Genomic DNA, 17,912 nt, shown 5'->3' on the forward strand with positions numbered 1-17,912 from the left:
CCTCTGTAGGAGCGAGCTTGCTCGCGATAGCGATCCAGCCGTCGACTCCCAGGGTGAATGTCAGGCCGTCATCGCGAGCAAGCTCGCTCCTACAGAAGGGGGGAAGCATCGTCAGATAAATCGCCGCAGACAGGGCTGCGGCGTGCGCAGTTACTGCGCGGCCTTGACCGCCGAGGCCAGTTGCGCACTGGCCTTGGCCGGGTCCGCATCCTTGTCGTTCATGAAGTTGGTGACCACGTCGAAGATCGCGCCCTGCACCGCCAGGGAAGTGGCCATGTTGTGCGCCATGCTTGGCTGCAGGCCGCCGGTCTTCTCGTCCGCCAGGAAGTCCTTGGCCGAGGCCTGGGCACAGGAGTCGAAGCCCTCGGCGCTCATGTCATTGAGCATGTCGGTACGCACCGGGATCGAGCCCTTGTTGATGCTGAAGACCTTCTGGAAGTCCTTGCCCAGCGCCACCTTGGCCAGGTCCTGCTGAGCGGCGATGTCACCCTTGCGATCGGCCTTGAGCTTGAACACCGCCAGGGAGTCGATGTTGTAGGTGAAGGCCTTGTCGGTGCCCGGGAACGGCACGCACTGGTAGTCCTTGCCGGCGATCTTCTTCGCCGCGGTCCACTCGCTCTTGGCCCAGTCGCCCATCATCTGCATGCCGGCCTTGCCGCCGATCACGTCGGCGGCGGCGATGTTCCAGTCACGCCCGGCGCGGTTGGGGTCCATGTAGCCGGTGATCTTCTTCAGCTCGGCGAAGGCCTTGACCATTTCCGGGCCGGCGAGGGTCTTCTGGTCCAGGTCCACCAGGGCTTTCTTGTAGCCTTCAGGGCCCATGACCGAGAGCACCACGTCTTCGAACACGGTGCTGTCCTGCCACGGCTGGCCACCGTGGGCCAGGGCGATGAAGCCCGCGGCCTTGAGCTTGTCGCCGGCGGCATAGAACTCTTCGAGGGTGGTCGGGGCCTTGTCGATCCCGGCCTTCTTGAACACTTGCGGGTTGATCCACAGCCAGTTGACCCGGTGGATGTTCACCGGCACGGCGACGTAGTCACCTTCGTACTTGACGGTGTTGGCCACCTTGGACGACAGCAGGCCGTCCCAGTTTTCCGCCTTGGCCACGTCCTTGAGGGTGTCGGTGCTGAGCAGGCCGGTGCTGCCCCATTCCTGGATGTCCGGGCCCTTGATCTGGGCGACGCCCGGCGGGTTACCGGCCACGGCGCGGCTTTTCAGCACGGTCATTGCGGTGGAGCCGCCACCACCGGCCACGGCGCCGTCCTTCCAGGTGAAACCGTCTTTTTCCACTTGGGCCTTGAGCACATCGACGGCGGCTTTTTCGCCACCCGAAGTCCACCAGTGGACAACTTCCACGGAACCTTTGGAGTCAGCGGCGAGGGCACTCAGGGGAAACAGAGAGGCAAGGGAAATGACAGTGGCGAGGCGAGAAATCGCATTCATTTGAAGTACCTTTCTTGTTGTTATGCATGCAAGTCTGGTGCTTGCGCTGCACACGAGTCTAAACAGCCTAGTCGAACGTTCGGGTAACGAAGCGACGGTGAAATGTCACGACATGGTTACACAAGGCCCGGAACAGACGCCTGGGCCAAAGCCGAAGCCATGCTCGGCGCCAGCGGCAGGCGCGGAATCAGCACCGCTTGCCAGGCGTGATAGAGGTCCGGCTTGCCGCCCCAGATCTCGGCGGCCGGGCGATTGTCGCGGCCCAGTTCGTGATGCCAGCTGCCCTGTTGGCGATCGATGAAATACCCTTCGCAGAACTCCCAGAAACGCCGGTACCAGACCTCGTACTGCTGCTCGCCAGTGCGCTTGAGCAAGGCGCTGGCGGCGGCGCTGGCCTCGGCATGGGTCCAGTGCAGGCGCTGGCGCACCACCGGCCGGTTGTCCCAATCCAGGGTGTAGACAATGCCCGGGGCACCGTCCACGTCCCAGCCGTGGCGGCAGTTGCTCGCGAACAGGTGCTGCGCATCCAGCGCCAGCCAGCCCGGGGTCAGCATCCCGGCCAGGCCGCGCGACGCCTCCAGGTGCAAGAGCAGGCGCGCCCATTCGAAACCGTGGCCCGGCGTGGTGCCGAAGGGACGGAAACCATCGGCGGGAAAGGCCCGGTTGTAGTCGCGCAGGGGCAGCCAGTCACAGTCGAAATGCTCGATCACCATGAAGTCGTTGGCGGCGGCGTGCTGATGGATCACCCGCTCGACGATGCGCAGGGCGCGGTTGAGCCAGCGCGGGTCCTGGGTGACATCGGCCAGGGCCAGAAAGGCCTCGGTGGCGTGCATGTTGCTGTTGGCGCCGCGATAGGCTTCCGGCTCGCTCCAGTCGCGATTGAAGGACTCGAGCATGGCGCCCTCCTCCTCGCTCCAGAAATGCCCGTCGATGATCCGGATCGCCTCCTCAAGCAGGGCCTGGGCACCCGGCCGCTGCGCCACCACCGCGGAGCTGGCGGCCAGGGCGACAAAGGCGTGCAGGTAGGCGGCCTTGGTGCTGTTGCCGTCCGCCTGCCCGGCAACGGCGAACCAGCCGCCGTGCTCGGCATCGCGCAACGGCCCCATGAGCGCGGCGATACCGTGATCCACCAGCCCGGCATAACCCGGCAAGCCCTGGACATGCGCCATGGCAAAGCTGTGGGTCATGCGCGCGGTGTTCATGGTTTCGGCTTGGGCGCCTTCGGGCAGGCGGCCCTGGGCATCGAGGTTGCCGAAGCCTTCGGCGAGTCGTGAAGCCTTGGCGAAATCCAGCAGGCGCAGGCCTTCGGCGGCGAGCCAGGAATGGTGAGCGGGCGCGTTCAGCCAACTGCGCAGCGGCAGGGGGAGAGAGTCCATGAGGGGCCTGTTGTTGTTTTTATCGAAGGCTTGAGTCTAATCAAGCCGCTCGCAACCGCAGGTAACGAAGGGCCAGCACAATGTCACCAAACCGTGACATTGCGCGACTCCACCCGTAGGAGCCGGCTTGCCGGCGAAGAGGCCCTTGAGTCCTGCAGTGCCCTTGGGAACGCCTTCGCTGGCAAGCCAGCTCCTGCACAAGTCAGCGTCTGCCCAGACCAGCCGCTCAGTCGAAGGTCCGGGGCAGGTACAGGGTCACCCGCAGGCCGCCTTCACGCAGGTTCTGCAGGCTGACTTCGCCGCCATGGCTGTGGGCGATGTTGCGCGCGATGCCCAGGCCCAGGCCGTAGCCCTGCTGCTGGCCGGCCAGGCGAAAATGCGGCTCGAACACCTGCTCCAGGCGCTGCTCCGGCACACCCGGGCCTTCGTCGTCGACATGCAGGACAAAGCCGTTGTCGTCGTCTTCGATGTACAGGTGGGCGTTCTGCCCGTACTTCAGGGCGTTGTCGATCAGGTTGCCCATGCAGCGCTTGAGCGCCAGGGGCTTGCCCGGGTAACTGGCCAGCGCCCGCCCCTGCTGGGTTACCCGGCCATTGCCGTGGGGCGCCAGGTAAGGCTCCACCAGGCAATCGAGCACCTGGTTGAGATCCACTGGCTCGATGTTCTCGTGGATGTCGGTGTCCTTGACGCATTGCAACGCGCCCTTGACCAGCAGTTCCAGTTCGTCCAGGTCGCGGCCGAACTTGGCTTGCAGTTGCTCGTCCTCCAGCAGCTCGACCCGCAGGCGCAGGCGGGTGATGGGGGTGCGCAGGTCGTGGGAGATGGCACTGAACAGCTGGCTGCGCTCGGTCAGGTAGCGGCTGATGCGTTCGCGCATGCTGTTGAAGGCCCGCCCCACTTCCACCACTTCACTGCCGCCGCCCTCCGCCACCGGCTCGACGTCGGCGCCCAGGGACATGTCCCGCGCGGCCCGGGCCAGGCGCTTGAGGGGCCGGCTCTGCCAGTGCACCAAGAGGCCGATGAACAGCAGCAGAAACCCGCTGGTGAGCAGGATGAACCACACCTGCTGCGCCGGCAGGCCCTGCTCTTCGAGGCTGGTGTAGGGCTCGGGCAAGAGCGAGGCGATGTACAGCCATTCCCCCGGGGCCATCTGGATCTGGGTCACCAGCACCGGCGGATTCACCGGCTCCAGGGTCAGGGCGTAGTGGGCCCAGGAGCGGGGCAACTCGTCGAGCTTGAGGCCGCCATTGAAGATCCGCAGGTCATCGGGGCTGACAAAGGTCACCGAGATATCCGCGTCATTGCCCAGGGACTGGCGCAGCACCTGTTCCACCGCTTGCAGCACCGCTTCCTTGCGTGGGGTGGCGGGCAGCACCTGCATGCCCAGGGGCTTGTCATTGAGGGTCACGACAAATCGGGTGCCGCCCATGCTGCGCAACTGGTCCAGCACCAGGGGCCGGTACGCCACCGGCAACGAACGCAGGTAGCTGACGCTGGCGGTCATCGAATGGGCCAGGCTGCGGGCGCTGGTCACCAGGCCTTCGAGCTGGGTGGCGCGCAACTGCGAAACCCAGATCACGCTGGACAGCGCCTGGGCGAACAACACCGCGAGCAAGGTCAACAGCAGCATGCGCCCCAGCAGGGAACGGGGCACCGGCACCCGCCGCAGCAGACCGCGCAATGCCTCAGAGAGCATTGCCGGCAACCACATTGGCTGCCAACTGATAGCCGCTGCCACGCACGGTGCGGATCAGCCGCGGCGGCTTTTCGGTGTCCCGCAGGCGCTGGCGCAGGCGGCTGACCGCCATGTCGACGATGCGGTCCAGGGGCATCAGGTCGCGCCCGCGGGTAGCATTGCCGATGGTGTCGCGGTCGAGGATTTCCTGGGGATGGTCGAGGAACAGCTTGAGCAGGGCGAAGTCGGCACCGGAGAGAATCACCTCCTCGCCGTCGTTGTGGAACAGCCGGTGACTGATCACATCCAGGCGCCATTCGTCGAAGCACAATACTTCACCGGCGACCCGCTCCTGGGCGAACTGCACGCGGCGCAGCAGCGCCTTGATCCGCGCCTGCAACTCCCGGGGGCTGAAGGGCTTGCCCAGGTAGTCGTCGGCCCCCAGCTCCAGGCCGATGACCCGGTCGGCTTCGTCGGAGCTGGCGGTGAGCATGATGATCGGCACCTGGCTGCGCCGCGGGTGCTGGCGAATCCAGCGGCACAGGCTGAAGCCGTCTTCGTCGGGCAGCATCACGTCGAGGATCACCAGGTCGCTGGGCGCCTCGTTCAGGGCCTGACGAAAACCGGCGCCATCGGCGGTCGTGCGCACCTGGAAACCGCAACGGCTGAGGTAGGTTTCCAGCAGCTCGCGAATTTCCTGATCGTCGTCAACCAACAAGATCGACTTACTGACTGAACTCACCGGGGCCGTCCTCATTGTTGGGCAGGGAGCGCGATTATGCCTGATGGCGGGAGGCCTGTTACCGCCTCTTCGCCGGCAAGCCGGATCCTGCGCCCATGCTGCTCGGTGTCAGCCCTGGGCCTGCTCCAGGGCCACGCCGGCACCGGTCAGCCCGGAGTACGGCGCAGTCACCAGCCACACCGGGATGCCCTTGAAGTAATCGCTCATGCAGCCCTTGTCGGCAAAGCTTCTGGCAAAACCGCTGTGGATGAAGAAATCGGCGAAACGCGGAATCACCCCGCCGACGATATACACCCCACCCCGCGCGCCCGTGGTCAGGACGTTGTTACCCGCCACCCGCCCCAGCCAGCAGCAGAACTGCTCCAGCACTTCCCGGGCAATCGGATCACCGGCCAGGCCGGCCGCCGTGATGGCTTCCGGGGTGTGCAAACGCGGTTCATGACCGTCCACCGCGCAGATCGCCCGGTACACCCGGGGCAATCCACCGCCGCTCAAGGCAGTCTCGGCGCTGACATGGCCGATCTCGGCGTGGATGTGTTGCCAGAGCTGGGTTTCCCGCGCACTGCCCAGGGGCAGGTCGACATGGCCGCCCTCCCCCGGCAGGGCCATGTAGCGGCCGTCGCCGAAGTTCAACAGGGTGCCGACGCCGAGGCCGGTGCCCGGGCCGATCACCACCGCCGGACGCAAGGGCTCGGCAACGCCTTCGCAGACCACGCGAAACTCATCGGGCTGCAGACGGGTCATGCCCAGGGCCATGGCAGAGAAGTCGTTGACCAGCAACAGCCGCTCCACTTGCAGGGCCTGGCAGAACGCCTGGCGGCTCAGGCGCCAGTGGTTGTTGGTGAATCGAAACTCATCGCCACTGACCGGACCGGCCACCGACAGGCACACCGAGCCGATGGCGCCCGGGGCCAGGCCCTGGGCGTGCAGATAGGCCTGGATGGCGTCTTCCGGGCAGCGATAGTCCGCCGTTGCCAGCACCTGGATCGCGTCCAGCTGCTGATCCTTCCACAACGCGAACCGCGCGTTGGTCCCACCGATGTCACCGACCAGGGCCAGTTTCAATTAAGCGTCTCCAGTGCAGAGGTAAAGGCGCTGGCGCCCTGCTCTGCCGAGCTGAAGGCCATGCGCATGAAAGCGAAGAGTTCGCGGCCGGTGCCGACGTTGTTGCCCAGCAGCCCCTTGGCCGGTTCCCGGGCGGCGAATTCGGCGGCGTCGACCTTGAGCTCCAGGGTGCCCTTGACCCCGTCCACGCGAATGATGTCGCCGTCCAGCACCCGGGCCAGCGCACCGCCGACCTGGGCTTCGGGGCTGACATGAATCGCCGCCGGAATCTTGCCCGAGGCACCGGACATACGTCCATCGGTGACCAGCGCCACCTTGAAGCCACGGTCCTGCAGCACCCCGAGGAACGGGGTCATCTTGTGCAGCTCGGGCATGCCGTTGGAGCGCGGGCCCTGGAACCGCATCACCGCGACGAAGTCCTTCTCCAGCAGGCCGGCCTTGAACGCATCGGCCAGGTCCTGCTGGTCCTGGAACACCACCGCCGGGGCTTCGACGATCTGATGTTCGGGCGCCACGGCGGACACTTTCATCACTCCGCGGCCCAGATTGCCTTCCATGACCCGCAAGCCGCCTTCCGGGGAGAACGCCCGGGCCACCGGCCGCAGGATGTTTTCGTCGAGGCTCTCGATCGGACCGTCGCGCCACACCAGCTTGCCGTTGTCGAGGAACGGCTCCTGGGTGTAGCGGCTCAGGCCGGGGCCGGCCACGGTGTTGACGTCTTCATGCAGCAGGCCGGCTTCCAGCAGCTCGCGGATCAGGAACGACATGCCCCCCGCGGCCTGGAAGTGGTTGATGTCGGCCTTGCCGTTGGGATAGACGTGGGACAGGGTCGGCACCACCTCGGACAGGTCGGCCATGTCCTGCCAGGTCAGCTGGATGCCCGCCGCCTGGGCGATGGCCGGCATGTGCAGGGTGTGGTTGGTGGAACCGCCGGTGGCGTGCAGGGCGACGATGGAATTGACCAGGCAACGCTCGTCGACGATCTCGCCGATGGGCATGAAGTTGCCGCTCTGCTTGGTCAGGCGCGTGACCTGCTGCGCCGCCTCATGGGTCAGGGCGTCGCGCAGTGGCGTGTTGGGGTTGACGAAGGAGGCGCCGGGCAGGTGCAGGCCCATGACTTCCATCAGCAACTGGTTGGTGTTGGCGGTGCCATAGAAGGTGCAGGTGCCGGGGCTGTGGTAGGACTTCATTTCCGACTCCAGCAGTTCCTCGCGGCTGGCCTTGCCTTCGGCATAGCGCTGGCGCACATCGGCCTTCTGCTTGTTGGAGATCCCCGACACCATCGGCCCGCCCGGGACGAAGACCATCGGCAGATGACCAAAGCGCAGGGCGCCCATCATCAGGCCCGGCACGATCTTGTCGCAGATCCCCAGCATCAGCGCGGCATCGAACATGTTGTGGGACAGGGCCACGGCCGTGGACAACGCGATCACCTCGCGGCTCGGCAGGCTCAGTTCCATGCCGGCCTCGCCCTGGGTCACGCCATCGCACATGGCCGGGGTGCCGCCGGCGAACTGCCCTACCGAACCGATCTCGCGCAGGGCTTTCTTGATCTGCTCGGGAAAGTGCTCGTAAGGCTGGTGGGCCGACAACATGTCGTTATATGACGAAACAATTGCCACGTTGGCCGCGTTCATCATCCGCAGGCTGTGCTTGTCTTCGGCGCCGCAACCGGCCACGCCGTGGGCGAAGTTCGCGCACTGCAGCTTGCCGCGCTGCGGACCATCGCTGGCGGCACCGCGAATCAACGCCAGATAGGCCTGGCGAGTGGCGCGACTGCGAGCGATAAGCCGTTCGGTGACCTCAAGAACGCGGGGATGCATATGTAGAACTCCAGGCTAACGGATGTGGCGACCTGTTTGTCTATGCTGATCAGAGGCCCCGCCACCGAGGGACAGTGGAGGACATTCCTGACCATTTGGACCAGTTGATTCAGGTCACTCGTTGTAGATAAAACAAAATATTGCCACTAAAAAGGCTTGTTTTCTATTTCTATGCGAATAATCTTGTAATTCCAACAACAAATTCAACGACAGGCGTTTGCACATGACTCTTCGAATCGCAATCAACGGTTTTGGCCGTATTGGCCGTAACGTCCTGCGCGCACTCTATACCCAAGGCTATCGTCAGGATCTGCAGATCGTCGCCATCAACGATCTGGGGGACAGCGCGATCAATGCCCACCTGCTCAAGTACGACACCGTCCACGGCACCTTCGACGCCGAGGTCCAGCACGATCAGGAAAGCCTGACCGTCAATGGCGACCGGATTGCCGTCAGCGCCATCCGCAACCCGGCCGAACTGCCCTGGGCCGCGGAAAAGATCGACGTAGTCTTCGAATGCACCGGCCTGTTCACCGACCGCGCCAAGGCCGCCGCCCATCTTACTGCCGGCGCCCGCAAAGTGATCATCTCGGCCCCGGCCAAGGGCGCCGACGCCACCGTGGTCTACGGGGTCAACCACGACATCCTGCGCCAGTCGCACCAGATCATTTCCAACGCCTCGTGCACCACCAACTGCCTGGCCCCGGTGGCCCAGGTGCTGCACCGCGAGCTGGGCATCGACAACGGCCTGATGACCACCATCCACGCCTACACCAACGACCAGAACCTCACCGACGTCTACCACAGCGACCCGTACCGCGCCCGTTCGGCCACCCAGAACATGATCCCGAGCAAGACCGGCGCCGCCGAAGCCGTGGGCCTGGTGCTGCCGGAGCTGGCGGGCAAGCTGACCGGCATGGCGGTGCGCGTGCCGGTGATCAACGTCTCCCTGGTGGACCTGACCGTGACCCTCAAGCGCGACACCACCGCCGAAGAGGTCAACGCCCTGCTCAAGAGTGCCAGCCAGCATTCGAAGATCCTCGGCTACAACACCCTGCCGCTGGTCTCCAGCGACTTCAACCACAACCCGCTGTCGTCGATCTTCGACGCCAACCACACCAAGGTCAGCGGCGGTCGCTTGCTCAAGGTGCTGGCCTGGTACGACAACGAGTGGGGCTTCTCCAACCGCATGCTGGATAACTGCCTGGCCCTGTGCAACGCGGAATAAAACGGATATTCGTCGATGATCGGTATCAGTTTTACCCAAAAGACCATGGCGGCGCGCAAGCGCATCGCCCTGGTCGCCCATGACCATTGCAAGGCCTTTCTGCTGGACTGGGCCGAGCGGCAGAAATCACGCCTGGCCGAACATGAGCTGGTGGCCACCGGCACCACCGGGCTGCTGCTGAGCAAACGCCTGGGGCTGCCGGTGCACAGCATGATCAGCGGCCCCCTGGGCGGCGATCAGCAACTGGGTGCGCAGATCGCCGAACAACGGGTCGACCTGCTGGTGTTCTTCTGGGACCCCTTCGAGCCACAGCCTCACGATCCGGACATCAAGGCCCTGCTGCGCGTGGCGGCGGTGTGGAACATTGCGGTGGCCTGCAACGAATGCAGCGCCGACTACCTGCTCAGCAGTCCGTTGATGAACCAGGCCCACGAGCACCGGATTCCCGACTACCAGGCCTACCTGGCCGGCCGGGGATAATTCACGCAAGGCTTGACCATTGACGCAGATGACAATCATTATCATCCGCTGAAAAAATGGATCAGGCCTTGCCGTGAGTCAATCGCACTTCAACCACGTCTTCCTCACTCAACGCATTTCCCTGCTGCGAACCCTGGAGCGGATGGTCAACAACCACAGCACCGCCGAAGACCTGCTGCAGGAAACCTACCTGCGGGTGACCCGGGCCCTCAGCGAGCGGCCGATCACTCACCTGGAACCCTTCGTGTTCCAGACCGCGCGCAACCTCGCCCTCGACCATCTAAGGGCCCGGCGCATCCAGGGCCGTACCCTGCTCGAAGACGTGCCTGCCGAGGTGCTGGAGAACGTCGCCGCCCCGGTCAGCAGCGCCGAAGACGCCGCCCACGCCGAGCAATTGCTCGAACGCCTGAACCTCAGCCTCGGCCAGCTCAGCCCGCGCCAGCAGCAGATCTTTATCCTCAGCCGCTTGCACGGCCACAGCTATCAGCAGATCGCCGACGAATTCGGGGTTTCGCCGAGCACGGTACAAAAGGAATTGAAATTGATCATGGCCATCTGCATCGGCGTCGCCGAACGTCTCGACGGTCAGTGAGTCTCAACCGCCAAGCACAATGACTGCGTCAGCCCCAGGCCTTTGCTAACCTTGGCCGGCTTTCGCTCTCTCTTGAAAAAACAGCCGCGCACAGACGCAGCCGAGGAACACCCGTGACGGATTCTCACAGCGCCGAGCCGCCCACTCCCGCCGGCCCGCACTCAAGCACCCTTGCCATGGATCAGGCGCTGGATTGGCTGATCGAGCTGGACCATCCGAACGAGGAACAAGTGCGCCAGTTTCATCAGTGGCTGGCGGCTTCACCGCTCAATGCCCAGGCCTTTGAAAAGGCCCGGGCGATCTGGGACGGAGCGCCAGTGGCGCAATGCGCACTGACCCTGGCAACACCGCCGAAAGTCTCGCGTCTGGCACGCCTGCGCCCGCACTACAAACCCTTGGCCGTCGCCGCGGTGCTGGTGCTCGGGCTGTTCAGCTTCAGCAACCTGCCACTGCGCCTGCAGGCCGACCACCTGACTCTGGTGGGCGAACGCCAGCGCCTGCAACTGGAAGACGGCTCCAGGGTGCTGCTCAACACCAACTCGGCATTCTCCAGCCAGATCAACGATCACCAGCGCGTGGCGCGGCTGTACCAGGGCGAAGCCTTCTTCGAGGTCCCCGGCACCCCGGGCCTGCCCCTGGAGCTGGATGCCGGCCCGGTCAAGGCCAGCGTGGCCGACACCGCCTTCGCCGTGCGCTACCTGGATGGCATCGCCCAGGTCCAGGTGCAGCGCGGTGACATCGACCTGCGCGCCACCCACGCCGATCAGCGCATGCGCCTGAGCGCCGGCGAGAGCGTTCGCGTCGGCCCCGAAGGCTTCGACCCGCCGGCCAGGCTCGATGCCGGCAAGGACCTGGCCTGGATCGACGGCCGCCTGGTGTTCGAGAACTGCCCCCTGAGCCAGGTGCTGGCGGAACTGCGGCGCTATTACCCGGGCTGGATCGTCAACAACAACGAGCGGTTGGCGAACATCGCGGTCACCGGCAACTACCGCCTGGACCAGCCCCTGGACGTGCTGCGCTCCCTGGCCCACATCACCTCGGCACGCCTCTCGGAATACCCGGCACTGGTCATTCTCAACTGAGAATAATTATTTTTACGCGATCACCCCGGGTTGTACGTCTCGTTATAGCCAATGCAACTGATTCGCATTTTTGAATGCGCATCTGCACCTATAAAAGATTCGTGCGACCCGGAGCGCTCTCGATGTCCCCTCGCCTCAACAGCCGATCCTCTGTTCCCTGTGCCCGCCTGCAACACTGCACCCTGTCGCTGCTGACCGCGGCGATCCTGCTGGCCGGCGCCCAAGCCACGCCAGTGATGGCCGCCGATGCCCCGGCCTCCTCCAGCCAGCGCATGGGCAACTACAACTTCGCCATTGCCCAGCAACCGCTGGTATCGGCGCTCAACGCCTTTACCGCGGTCACCGGCTGGCAAGTCGGGCTGCCGGCCGAGCTGGGCAGCGGGGTTTCATCGCCGGGCGTGCGCGGCTCGCTGCCCCCGGAAAAGGCCCTGGAGCGCCTGCTGGGCGGCACCCAACTGAGCTACCGCAAGCTGGGCAACCACAACATCGTCCTGGAACGGCGCAGCGCCGCCAATGCGGTGAACCTGCAGCAAGTGACCGTCAGCGCCACCCGCCAGGAACAGGACATCCATTCGGTGCCCAGCACCGTGAGCGTGCAAACCCGGGAAGAACTGGACCGCCAGAACGTCAACACCATCAAGGAGCTGGTGCGCTACGAGCCCGGGGTTTCCGTCGGCGGTGCGGGCCAGCGCGCGGGCATCAGCGGCTACAACATTCGCGGCATCGACAGCGACCGGATTCTCACCCAGGTCGATGGCGTGGAAGTACCGGATCACTTCTTCAGCGGTCCCTATGCCAAGACCAACCGCAACTACGTCGACCCGGAAATCGTCAAGCGCGTGGAAATCCTCCGCGGCCCGGCCTCGGTGCTCTACGGCAGCAGCGCCATCGGTGGTGCCGTCAGCTACTACACCCTGGACGCCGACGACATCATCAAGCCCGGCCAGGACGTCGGCGCGCGCCTGAAGACCGGCTACAGCTCGGCTGACGAAAGCTGGCTGAAGTCCGCCACCGTGGCCGGACGGGCCAGCGACTTCGATGCCCTGTTGCACCTGAGCCGGCGTGACGGCCACGAAACCGAGTCCTACGGCAGCAACAACGGCACCGGCCTCGACCGCACCGCCGCCAACCCGGAAGACGCCCGCACCACCAACGTCCTGGCCAAGCTCGGCTGGAACTATGCCCCGGATGCTCGCCTGGGCCTGACCTACGAAAAGTACAAGGATGACCGCGACACCAACCAGAAAAGCGCGGTAGGCGGCCTGTTTCTCAATGGCGTCGGTCAGAACTGGTATCGCTCCCGTGTCGGCAACGACACCATCACCCGTGAGCGCTTCGGCCTGGAAAACAGCTTCGCCGTGCAATCGCCGATCGCCGACCAGATCAAGTGGAGCCTGAACTACCAGATCGCCAAGACCGACCAGAGCACTTCCGAGCGCTACAACCCGGTCTCGGCGTTTTCCCCCAACGCCCGTGACGTGCTGCGGGAGCGGCAAACCCTGTACCAGGAAAAACAGTGGGTACTGGACGCGCAACTGGACAAGGCTTTCACCCTCGGTGAAACCGAGCATCAACTGACCTACGGCACCACCCTCAAGCAACAGAAAGTCACCGGCTCACGCTATGGCACCGCCACCTGCCTGAAGGTCGGTGCAGGTTGCACCGCCATCGGCGCGCCAAGCCCGAGCGCCAGCGACAGCGTGAAAAAATCCAGCGACTTCCCGGATCCCACCGTCAGCACCTACAGCCTGTTCGCCCAGGACCAGATCAGCTGGAACGCCTGGACCTTCACCCCTGGCCTGCGCTACGACTACACCCAGCTCAAGCCGAAACTGACGCAGGAATTCCTCAATGTCGCCAACCCCACCGGCAACTATCCGGTCAGCAGTGAGAAGAAGACCTGGCATCGGGTTTCGCCCAAGTTCGGCCTGACCTACGCCTTCGACGAGCACTACACCGCCTATGGCCAATACTCCGAGGGCTTCCGCACGCCGTCGGCCAAGGCGCTCTACGGCCGCTTTGAAAACCTCGCCACCGGCTATGTCGTCGAGCCCAACTCCAACCTCAAGCCGGAAACCAGCAAAGGTTATGAGACCGGCCTGCGGGGCAATTTCGACGCGGGCTCCTTCGATGTCTCGGTGTTCTACAACCAGTACCGCGACTTCATCAACGAAGACGCCATCACCGCCGGCGCCCTGCAGTCGGTGATCCAGAGCAACAACATCAAGCACGCCACCATCAAGGGCGCCGAAGCCAGGGGCCGTCTCAACCTCGACGCCTTCGGTGCACCACAGGGCCTGTACAGCCTCGGCTCGGTGGCCTACGCCTACGGTCGCAACAATGACAACGGCGAGCCGATCAACAGCGTCAACCCGCTCAAGGGCGTGTTTGGCCTCGGCTACGACCAGGACAACTATGGCGCGCTGCTGAGCTGGACCCTGGTCAAGCGCAAGGACCGGGTCGACAACAGCACCTTCAAGGCTCCGGATGGCCGCACCACCAGCGGCCAGTTCAAGACCCCGGGCTACGGCATCCTCGACCTCAGCGGCTTCTACAAGGTCACCGACGACCTGACCCTGAATGCCGGCCTGTACAACCTGACCGACAAGAAATACTGGAACTGGGACGACGTGCGCGGCTACGACAGCGTCGGCGAGGCCGGGCAAACCGCTCCTGCCAACCTCGACCGCCTGACCCAGCCGGGCCGCAACTTCTCGGTCAACCTGGTCTGGGATATCTGACGCCAAAGCGCCTCACTGTCCTTTTTCAATCGGGGCAGTGAGGATTTTTTACGGTGTCGCGTCTTCTTGTTCGTCTAGTTACTAAGTGCCTCTCATTCTCAAGGACATCTGCATGAGCCCCCAGGATTCCTCCCAGCGTCATCACCTGCGTTCCCAGCGTCTGAACCAGATCACCCACGAACCCCATGCCAAGCTCGACGCCCTGGTCAAGGCGCACGCACCGTTCGAGACCCAGGGTGCCTTCGCCCGCTTCGTGGTCGCCCAATACCTGTTCCAGTCGGAACTGGTGGACTTGTACAACGATGCCGAACTGAACCGCATCGTGCCTGACCTGGCCGAGCGCTGCCGCGCCGAAGCGGCCAAGGCCGACCTCGCGGACCTGGACACTGAAGTGCCAGCAGCGGTGGCCGGTGCAGTGCGCAACCCGAGCAAGGCCGAAGCCCTGGGCTGGATCTTCGTTTCCGAGGGTTCCAAGCTCGGCGCCGCGTTCCTGATCAAGCGCGCCGTGGGCCTGGGCCTGAGCGAAACCTTCGGCGCCCGGCACCTGGGCGAGCCGGCCGGTGGCCGCGCCGAAGGCTGGAAGACCTTCACCCGCATCCTCGACGGCCTGGAATTCACCGCCGAAGAAGAAGCGGCGGCGGAAAAAGGCGCGCTGGATGCCTTCAACCGCTTCACCGTGTTGCTGGAACAGGCTTACTCCAGCGCCGCACAACCCGCCTGACCCCCGTCGTTGCGGGCCCGCGGCCAGCGTCCGTGCCGCGGGCCCGCAACGGTATTTTGTCGGCCGGCGTGCTCTCCGGATTGAGCCGCAAGGCGCGTTACCTCATCATCGAAGCCATGACCCCCACTCGCCCCTCCTCGTCGAAGATTTCCCGCCTGCTGTTCGGCGCGCTGGCCTATGTCAGCCTGGCCATCGGCCTGATCGCCATCGTCGTACCGGGCTTGCCGACCACCGAGTTCATCCTCCTGGCCGCCTGGGCCGCCACCAAGAGCTCGCCCCGCCTCAGCGCCTGGATGGAGAACCATCGCCTGTTCGGCCCGATCCTCTGCAACTGGCGCAACGGCCGGATCGTCAGCCGCAAAGCCAAGATCAGCGCCACCCTCAGCATGCTGCTTTGTGCCGTCCTGATGCTGACCCTGCTCAACCATCACTGGACGATGTACGCCGCCATTGCCGGCATGGCCCTGGGCAACCTGTGGATCTGGTCGCGCCCCGAAGCCCTGCCGCAACCCTGCACCCCGCCCCTGTAGAAGCCTGCTGGCCGGCAAAGGTGCCCTGCGCACTGGCATTCCCCTTCGCCACTCGCCTCGCCGGCAAGCCCGCGACTGCGGGGCGCCGCAACGACCCTACCGTTCGTCGGCAAAAACTCACGCAAACGCCCGCCAAGCCGATGTTTCGGGCATGGCGCTGAATGGACTTGGCGATCCGACCCAGCCGGCTTTGTGCTTTCCATCCGACCTATTGCGAGATCGCCCCATGTTCGACTCTCTCTCCATCCGCCTGAAAATCGTGCTGCTGTCCGGGCTGTGTCTGTTGGGCGTGGTGGCGCTGATCGTCGGCATGAATCTGTACCAGAGCCAGCAGAACAATCAGCTGGTCAACACCTCCAGCACACAGATGCTGACGGCCGGGGTCGAGGACCTGTTGCAGGCCAAGGCGGCCGAACAGGCCGCGCGCGTCCAGAAGACCTTCGGTGAAAGCCAGCTGGTGATCACCGCCCTGGCGGACCAGGTCCAGGATCTGCGGGCAATGGCCGCAAAGCGTGGCCTGGATGCCGCAGCCCTGCGCGAAGAACTCAACCACAGCCTGAAAACCGCCTTCGAGCGCAACCCCAAGGTGCTGGGAATCTGGCTGGCCTACGAACGCAACGCGCTGGATGGCCAGGACAGTGCGTTCGCCAACGACGCCAGCCGCGCGTCCAACGAACAGGGGCGCTTCGCCAGCTACTGGAGCCGTCCCGCAGGCAAGTCCCTGAACACGGTGATGGTCGAGGAGGACATGAACAAGACCACCCTCAACCTCAGCGGCACGCCTTACAACATCTGGTACACCTGCCCCCGTGACACCCGCCGCACCTGCCTGCTCGATCCCTATGCCGACACCATCGGCGAGGACAAGAAACAGGTGCTGATGACCACCATCTCCCTGCCGCTGCAGACCGACGGCAAGGTCATCGGGGTGATTGGCGTCGACATCGCCCTGGACTCCCTGCAAGCGGCCGCCGTCGAGGCGCAACGGAACCTGTTCGGCGGTGCCGGGCACATGCTGATCATGGGCGGCAGCGGCCTGCTGGCAGCGGTCGGCGCCGATGCCGCCCAGGTCGGCAAGAACATCAAGGACACCGCCGGTGCCCAGGGCCAGGACATCCTGGCGACACTTGCCGGTGGCCAACCCAAGGTGCTGCAGCAGGGCGACCTGATCCGCGCGGTCTATCCCTTCAGTCCGATTGCCGATGCCAAGGCCTGGGGTGTGACCATCGACCTGCCCCGGCAGGTCCTGCTGGCAGACTCGGTAAAACTGCAGACCCTGCTGGATCAGGCCCAGACCAGCGGCACCCTGAAAACCCTGCTGGTGGCCATCGGCGCCGGCCTGCTGGGGTTGCTGCTGATCTGGCTCAGTGCCTCCGGCGTGACCCGGCCGATCAACAGCGTGGCGCAGATGCTCAAGGCCATTGCCAGTGGCGACGGCGACCTGACCCAGCGCCTGAACTACAGCAAGAAGGATGAACTGGGCGAGCTGGTGAGCTGGTTCAACCGGTTCCTCGACAAGCTGCAGCCCACCATCGCCCAGATCAAGCAGAGCATCATCGAGGCCCGCGGCACCGCCGACCAGTCTTCGGAGATCGCCCGCCAGACCAGCGAAGGCATGCAGGTGCAGTTCCGCGAGATCGACCAGGTGGCCACCGCGTCCAATGAAATGAGCGCCACGGCCCACGACGTCGCCAACAGCGCCTCCAATGCCGCCCAGGCCGCCCGTGGCGCCGACCAGTCGGCCAAGGACGGCATGACCATCATCGAGCGCAGTACCCGGGATATCAGCCTGCTGGCCGAGGAAGTGAGCAAGGCCGTGGGTGAAGTCGAGGCCCTGGCGGTGAGCAGCGAACAGATCGGCTCGGTGCTGGAAGTGATCCGCAGCATCGCCGAACAGACCAACCTGCTGGCCCTCAACGCCGCCATCGAGGCGGCCCGCGCCGGCGAAAGCGGCCGCGGCTTTGCGGTGGTGGCCGATGAAGTGCGCAACCTGGCCAAACGTACCCAGGACTCGGTGGAAGAGATCCGCGTGGTCATCGAGCGCATCCAGAGCGGCACCCGTGATGTGGTCAACACCATGCACGCCAGCCAGAGCCAGGCGCAGAACAACGCCGGACAGATTCATCAGGCCGTCCAGGCGCTGGGCAGGATCAGCGACGCGGTCACCGTGATCAGCGACATGAACCTGCAGATCGCCAGCGCCGCCGAACAGCAGAGCGCCGTGGCCGAAGAGGTCAATCGCAACGTCTCGGCGATCCGCAGCGTGACCGAAACCCTCACCGAGCAAGCCAGCGAATCGGCCCAGGTCAGCAGCCAGCTCAACGCCCTGGCCACCCAACAGATGAAACTGATGGATCAGTTCCGGGTGTAAGCGCGATTCTCGCCCCGCCGCCCGCCGCGACCGATGACCTAAG

The 17,912-nt window shown here is 64.7% G+C and carries 14 protein-coding genes and 1 pseudogene; 9 read left to right on the plus strand and 6 right to left on the minus strand.

Annotated features, from left to right (window positions below; all coding sequences use genetic code 11):
- Positions 1 to 150: 150 nt before the first annotated feature.
- From PST29_RS22935 to edd, 6 genes are all read right to left on the minus strand, one after another.
- Positions 151 to 1,443, minus strand: coding sequence for an ABC transporter substrate-binding protein (locus PST29_RS22935; RefSeq protein ID WP_060840680.1), 1,293 nt, complete (start codon positions 1,441 to 1,443; stop codon positions 151 to 153).
- A 116-nt stretch (positions 1,444 to 1,559) separates the two neighbouring features.
- Positions 1,560 to 2,819, minus strand: coding sequence for a D-mannose isomerase (locus tag PST29_RS22940; protein WP_060844420.1), 1,260 nt, complete (start codon positions 2,817 to 2,819; stop codon positions 1,560 to 1,562).
- A 226-nt stretch (positions 2,820 to 3,045) separates the two neighbouring features.
- The gene (locus tag PST29_RS22945) at positions 3,046 to 4,515 is read right to left on the minus strand and encodes an ATP-binding protein (protein ID WP_060840682.1); all 1,470 of its coding nucleotides are present in this window, start codon (positions 4,513 to 4,515) and stop codon (positions 3,046 to 3,048) included.
- Entirely contained in the window at positions 4,505 to 5,236 is a 732-nt protein-coding gene (locus PST29_RS22950; protein WP_060840683.1) for a response regulator, read from the minus strand. Before PST29_RS22950 ends, PST29_RS22945 begins: the two co-directional genes overlap by 11 nt.
- A gap of 108 nt (positions 5,237 to 5,344) precedes the next feature.
- Complete coding sequence (locus PST29_RS22955; RefSeq protein ID WP_060844421.1) at positions 5,345 to 6,301, minus strand: glucokinase; 957 nt, start codon at positions 6,299 to 6,301, stop codon at positions 5,345 to 5,347.
- Positions 6,298 to 8,124, minus strand: coding sequence for a phosphogluconate dehydratase (gene edd / locus PST29_RS22960; protein ID WP_060844422.1), 1,827 nt, complete (start codon positions 8,122 to 8,124; stop codon positions 6,298 to 6,300). Before edd ends, PST29_RS22955 begins: the two co-directional genes overlap by 4 nt.
- 223 nt (positions 8,125 to 8,347) lie before the next feature.
- Between edd and gap the strand changes: the two genes are divergently transcribed.
- The 9 genes and pseudogenes from gap (at position 8,348) to PST29_RS32885 (ending at position 17,869) form a co-directional block, all read left to right on the plus strand.
- Entirely contained in the window at positions 8,348 to 9,352 is a 1,005-nt protein-coding gene (gene gap, locus PST29_RS22965) for a type I glyceraldehyde-3-phosphate dehydrogenase (protein ID WP_060844423.1), read from the plus strand.
- A 15-nt stretch (positions 9,353 to 9,367) separates the two neighbouring features.
- Positions 9,368 to 9,832 (plus strand): methylglyoxal synthase, encoded by a 465-nt coding sequence (locus PST29_RS22970; RefSeq protein ID WP_060844424.1) that lies wholly within the window; start codon positions 9,368 to 9,370, stop codon positions 9,830 to 9,832.
- 73 nt (positions 9,833 to 9,905) lie between these two features.
- On the plus strand, positions 9,906 to 10,424 hold the full coding sequence (locus tag PST29_RS22975; RefSeq protein ID WP_060844425.1) for an RNA polymerase sigma factor: 519 nt from the start codon (positions 9,906 to 9,908) through the stop codon (positions 10,422 to 10,424).
- Between the two features lie 113 nt (positions 10,425 to 10,537).
- Entirely contained in the window at positions 10,538 to 11,506 is a 969-nt protein-coding gene (locus tag PST29_RS22980; RefSeq protein ID WP_060844426.1) for a FecR family protein, read from the plus strand.
- Positions 11,507 to 11,628: 122 nt separating this feature from the next.
- The gene (locus PST29_RS22985) at positions 11,629 to 14,247 is read left to right on the plus strand and encodes a TonB-dependent receptor (protein WP_060840690.1); all 2,619 of its coding nucleotides are present in this window, start codon (positions 11,629 to 11,631) and stop codon (positions 14,245 to 14,247) included.
- A 112-nt stretch (positions 14,248 to 14,359) separates the two neighbouring features.
- Positions 14,360 to 14,968 (plus strand): biliverdin-producing heme oxygenase, encoded by a 609-nt coding sequence (locus PST29_RS22990; protein WP_060844427.1) that lies wholly within the window; start codon positions 14,360 to 14,362, stop codon positions 14,966 to 14,968.
- 116 nt (positions 14,969 to 15,084) lie between these two features.
- Positions 15,085 to 15,498 (plus strand): YbaN family protein, encoded by a 414-nt coding sequence (locus tag PST29_RS22995; protein WP_060845171.1) that lies wholly within the window; start codon positions 15,085 to 15,087, stop codon positions 15,496 to 15,498.
- Positions 15,499 to 15,997: 499 nt separating this feature from the next.
- Positions 15,998 to 17,011, plus strand: a pseudogene (locus PST29_RS32880) (PDC sensor domain-containing protein); the annotation flags it as partial.
- 102 nt (positions 17,012 to 17,113) lie between these two features.
- Positions 17,114 to 17,869 (plus strand): methyl-accepting chemotaxis protein, encoded by a 756-nt coding sequence (locus PST29_RS32885; RefSeq protein ID WP_375136263.1) that lies wholly within the window; start codon positions 17,114 to 17,116, stop codon positions 17,867 to 17,869.
- Positions 17,870 to 17,912 lie beyond the last annotated feature (43 nt).

It is taken from the genome of Pseudomonas sp. St29, from assembly GCF_001547915.1.
In the GTDB taxonomy this organism is placed as follows: Bacteria; Pseudomonadota; Gammaproteobacteria; order Pseudomonadales; family Pseudomonadaceae; genus Aquipseudomonas.